Origin of the sequence: Bradyrhizobium sp. 153 (assembly GCF_023073835.1) — a bacterium.
Taxonomy (GTDB): Bacteria; Pseudomonadota; Alphaproteobacteria; order Rhizobiales; family Xanthobacteraceae; genus Bradyrhizobium.
Window position 1 is genome coordinate 1 of the sequence record NZ_JADPKH010000001.1, and the last position, 3,119, is coordinate 3,119.

At 62.7% G+C, this 3,119-nt stretch carries 4 protein-coding genes; 3 read left to right on the top strand and 1 reads right to left on the bottom strand.

The genetic code is table 11. The features are described 5' to 3' along the window. Positions 1-112 precede the first annotated feature (112 nt). The 3 genes from IVA91_RS36740 to IVA91_RS00015 are packed head-to-tail and all read left to right on the top strand — an operon-like array spanning position 113 to position 2,544. The gene (locus IVA91_RS36740; protein ID WP_346015448.1) at positions 113-514 is read left to right on the top strand and encodes a transposase; all 402 of its coding nucleotides are present in this window, start codon (positions 113-115) and stop codon (positions 512-514) included. Continuing rightward, positions 511-861: an IS66 family insertion sequence element accessory protein TnpB gene (gene tnpB, locus IVA91_RS00010; protein ID WP_247275681.1), complete on the top strand. Its 351-nt coding sequence runs from the start codon at positions 511-513 to the stop codon at positions 859-861. The genes IVA91_RS36740 and tnpB overlap by 4 nt, the downstream gene beginning before the upstream one ends. Before the next feature lie 54 nt (positions 862-915). After that, positions 916-2,544 (top strand): IS66 family transposase, encoded by a 1,629-nt coding sequence (locus IVA91_RS00015; protein WP_247458188.1) that lies wholly within the window; start codon positions 916-918, stop codon positions 2,542-2,544. On the opposite strand, the gene IVA91_RS00020 is transcribed toward IVA91_RS00015, so the two are convergent. Continuing rightward, positions 2,472-2,981 (bottom strand): hypothetical protein, encoded by a 510-nt coding sequence (locus tag IVA91_RS00020; protein ID WP_247458190.1) that lies wholly within the window; start codon positions 2,979-2,981, stop codon positions 2,472-2,474. The two genes, IVA91_RS00015 and IVA91_RS00020, sit on opposite strands and share 73 nt — an antisense overlap. Between the last annotated feature and the right edge of the window lie 138 nt (positions 2,982-3,119).

Below are 3,119 nucleotides of genomic sequence, written 5' to 3' on the forward strand. Positions count from 1 at the left end.
ACGCGCTGAGGGCTGATCTGGTCGGCTAGGAAGATCTCGCGGAATAGTTTGTCGCGAGGTCACAATGTCGAAGGATAGTCGTAAGGATAGCGATAAGGATAGGCATACGCCTATCCTTGAAAACGGCGCCGACACGCTGCAGCGTGTCGAGATCATCACCGGGACGGGCCGGCGTCGGCGCTGGTCGACCGATGCGAAGGCGGCGATTGTCGCGGAGAGTTTTGCGCCGGGTGCAAGCGTGTCCGCGCTGGCGCGGCGACACGACATCAGTCCAAGTCTGTTGTTTCTCTGGCGTCGCCAGGTCAGGCGGGCGCAGGTCGCGGAGCGCGGGGACAGAGGCATGCCACCTGGCTTTGTGCCGGTCGCGATCACCGGCTGCGGGGGCCAATTGCCGAGTGAGGAGCAGGCGGCGATCGAGATCGAGGTCGGCGCGGTTCGCATCCATGTCAGGGGGACAGTCGACCGGCGGGCACTGTGCGAGGTGCTGGCGGCAGTCGGGACGGTTGGTCGATGATCGGGCTTCGACCTGGGTTGTCGATCTGGATTGCGACGCAGCCGGTCGATTTCCGTCGCGGCATGGATTCGCTGGCGATGCTGGTGAGCGAGGCCTTTGGAGCCGATCCGTTCGACGGCGGACTTTATGTCTTCCGCTCCAAGCGCCGAGATCGCGTGAAGATCCTGACTTGGGATGGAAGCGGGCTTGTCCTTTACTACAAAAGAATCGAGGGGCAGTTTACCTGGCCGCCGATCAAGGAAGGCGTCATGCCGCTATCTCATGCTCAGCTCTCGGTGCTGCTCGATGGCTCGGACTGGAAGCGTGTGCCGATGCGAATTGTGGATCAGCCAGTACGAGCTGGTTGATCCTTATCAAGAGTCGTTCGTCACTCATGCGGAGTTGTTGTAGAATCACTCTGCATGAGTGATTTGCCTTCCGATCCAGCGTTGCTCCGGCAAACCGTGATAGCGCTATCGTCACGGCTTGCGGCGTTGTCGGCGGAATGCAGCTCGCTTTCGGCCGAGCGTGATGCGGCGATTGCCCAACGCGACGCTGCGATCCAGGAGAACGATAAGCTCCTGATGATCCTGTCTCAGTACAAGCGCACGATCTTCGGTCCCCGCTCCGAGACACTGGATCTCGGACAGCTGTCTCTCTTCACCATCACGGCACAGGCGGCTCGTGCCGCCGCCAACGACGACGTGACCGGAGGCAGGCTGCCTGACGGAGCGGAGGGCCGTGGAAAGCGACCGGCGCGACGCAACCGGGGGAAGCTTCCGGAGCATTTGCCGCGCATCGATGTCGTGATCGATATCGAGAGCCACATCTGCCCCTGCTGCGGCGAGCGGCTGCACAAGATCGGGGAGACCGTCAAGGAAGCCTTCGACGTCATTCCGATGCAGTACCGTGTCAAGCGCATTGTTCGTCCACGGTACGGCTGCCGTGGATGCCGCCAGGGTGTGCTGCAGGCCCCCGCGCCGGCCCAGGCGATCGACGGTGGAATGGTGACGGAAGCCTTGCTGGCCCACATCGCAGTGATGAAATACGGCTACCAGCTGCCGCTGTATCGCCAGGAACAGATGTTTGCCGCCCAAGGCATCACGCTCGACCGGCAAACGCTGGCCTCGTGGATGGGCCGCGTCGCCTGGTGGCTGAAGCCGCTTCACGCGCTGTTGCGCCGCGCAGTGATGTCCTACCCGCGGCTGTTTGCCGACGAGACGCCGCTGCCAGTTCTCGATCCCGGCCGTGGCAGAACCAAAGTCTGCCAGTTCTGGGCGATCGCCACCGACGACCGCCCGTGGGGCGGCCCGGCGCCACCGGCAGTGGTCTACGTCTTCGCCGAGGATCGCAAGGCGATCCGCGCCAGGCAGCTGTTTGGAGATTACGACGGCATCCTGCAGGTCGACGGCTACGCCGCCTACAAGGGGCTGATCAAGAACGGCGGCCGTCTGGTACAACTGGCGTTCTGCTTCGCGCATGCGCGCCGGAAGTTCTGGGACGTTCACGTCGCGACGAAGTCACCGATTGCCGCGGCAGCGCTGCAGCGGATCGCGATGTTCTACGCCATTGAGGATCGCATTCGTGGTTTGCCGGCGACGCAGCGAGCTGCGGTGCGGCAATCCAACACCAGACCGCTGATCGAGGACTTCAAGCCCCGGCTCGAGGCGCGACTGCTGGAAGTCTCGAAGAAATCCGGCCTTGGCAAGGCGATCCGCTACACCCTCAACCATTGGGAAGGCCTGACGCGCTTCATCGATGATGGGCGCATCGAGATCGACAGCAATACGGTCGAACGCAGCATCAAGCCGATCGGGGTAGGAAAGAAAAACTATCTGTTCGCAGGCAGTGAGGGCGGCGCCGAAACCTGGGCCACTCTTGCATCGCTCATCAACTCGGCAAAGCTTCACGACATCGACCCGCGGCACTATCTCACGGATGTTCTCGAGCGCATCATCTCCGGACGCACCAAGATCAATCAGCTGAACGCGCTGCTGCCGTGGAATTGGAAAGCCGAGCGCGACGGTTCGGAGGCAAAGCTCGCCGCTTGATCAGTTCGACGGCAGGCGTCGGGAACTTCCTGCGCATCGCTGGCGTCGTCGTAGATCTCTTCGCGGATCACGCGCAGCGTCACCTCGTGCAGATACACTTGCAGCGCACCCTCCAGCTCGGTGAACTCCGGCAACAGCACTCGATCGACGAAGCCTCGTGATGCACGGACCATCACCGTGTTGCGTCGCTGCCGGCGATAACGAAACGGCCGCAGCCCATATCGGCGGCAAAGCGCCAGAAAAAGGTGCCGAGACCATTGGTCGGGAAGTGAGAATTGCTGTTCGATCGGTGGATCGTGGCGAGCGAGTTCCTCGACCCGAGCCCGCACCCGCTGCAGCGCGGCTTCCGCCGCAAAGCGCTCACCAGCAGTTCCGGCACCTGCGAACAACGCCTCGATCTTCCGAAGCTTCTCGCGCAGATGCGACTCGCTGGTCATTCTGATCCCCGTTGCCCGCTCCGAACCGGGGGTCACCCCATCACCGCGCGCCGGCGGCGTCAATCATCCCGACCGCGCTATCCAGAGCATTCCGCGCAAGTCAAGCCCGGGCACCGGTGATCCTATCGTGACGCTCAC

Bases quoted from the DNA above. Each gene is read 5' to 3' on its own strand.
- tnpB (WP_247275681.1), top strand. From the start codon at position 511: ATGATCGGGCTTCGACCTGGGTTGTCGATCTGGATTGCGACGCAGCCG.
- IVA91_RS00015 (WP_247458188.1), top strand. From the start codon at position 916: ATGAGTGATTTGCCTTCCGATCCAGCGTTGCTCCGGCAAACCGTGATA.
- IVA91_RS00020 (WP_247458190.1), bottom strand. From the start codon at position 2,981: ATGACCAGCGAGTCGCATCTGCGCGAGAAGCTTCGGAAGATCGAGGCG.